The following is a 1143-nucleotide window of genomic DNA, read 5'->3' as shown; positions in this document are numbered from 1 at the left end:
ATCGTATATCCTGTCACGGTAGAGGTTTCCGTGACCGTGTACACGATTTTCTTCCCCGCCTTGTAAACAGGAAGATTTGTGAATGTATACTCCCAGTCAGTATCCTTACTCAAAGTCACAGAAGAACCGGATGGTTCATTGTTAGCCATGAGCTGTACCTGAATACTGTTCGGACGAATCTTATCCTGATTATCCTTGTCATCCCACTTCTTAACCACTCGCACACTCGTAGATGCTGGAGTATGCTTATTCGTCAGATTAAACCCGGTTGTTGTGCTGGTATAACCCTCTACCGGGGTTTCACTAATCGTATAGGTAATCTTCTTGCCATTCTTGTAGACAGGAAGATTATTAAACGAATACACCCATCCCGTATCCTTACGTGCATGGGTTGTCTTAATCTTCACCCCGTCAGCGAACAGATTGACGCTAATATTGTCCGGGCGGATACCATCCTGGTTATCATGATCATCCCATGTTTTCACACCCTGGATGCGAGTCACTTCTGGTGTGTGCGTATTGGTAATCGTGTACCCGCAATCACAACGTGCTTGAGACATACTCATACTTGGCGTATAGCCTTCAGGAACATTGACTTCTTTGACCGTGTACGTAATCCTCTTACCGTTTTTCATGACAGGAAGATTCACAAACGCGTGATGCCAATTATTAGCTGCGTTCAACGTGACAGGAGAACCCGATGGCTGATCATTAGCATACAACTGAACACTCACATGATCCGGGCGGATACCATCCTGGTTATCATGATCATCCCATGTTTTATCCACATCCAATTGAGTGGTTAACGTCTTATCCTGAACAGTAAGAACCGCAGTCTTGGCAGTATTATCGAACTGGTCAGCATGAACATGAACAGGGTCGATAAAATCATACCCGGCTGGTGCTTTGGTCTCACTAATCGTGTAATCATCCATAAGCAAACCGGTAACAGTTGCCTCACCCTGATCGTTCGTGGTGACTGTGTCAATGATTTGACCGCTTCGATCCCTCGTAATCTGGAACGAGGCACCCTTGAGTGGGGTAGAGGTTTCATCTGTTTTCTTCACTACTAACGTATAGTTATATCCGTTAGCCTGACCCGACGCACTCTGCCAGATATACCCATTTTGCCCATCTTGATAC

1 protein-coding gene is annotated in these 1143 nt (G+C 45.5%); it reads right to left on the bottom strand.

What is annotated here, in order from left to right:
* On the bottom strand, positions 1-1143 hold a 1143-nt coding region (locus EJ419_RS05605), incomplete at both ends, for a Cna B-type domain-containing protein (RefSeq protein ID WP_131284490.1).

The organism is Alloscardovia theropitheci, assembly GCF_004332295.1.
Classification (GTDB): Bacteria; Actinomycetota; Actinomycetes; order Actinomycetales; family Bifidobacteriaceae; genus Alloscardovia; species Alloscardovia theropitheci.
This window is presented reverse-complemented; position numbering and strand designations above follow the sequence as displayed.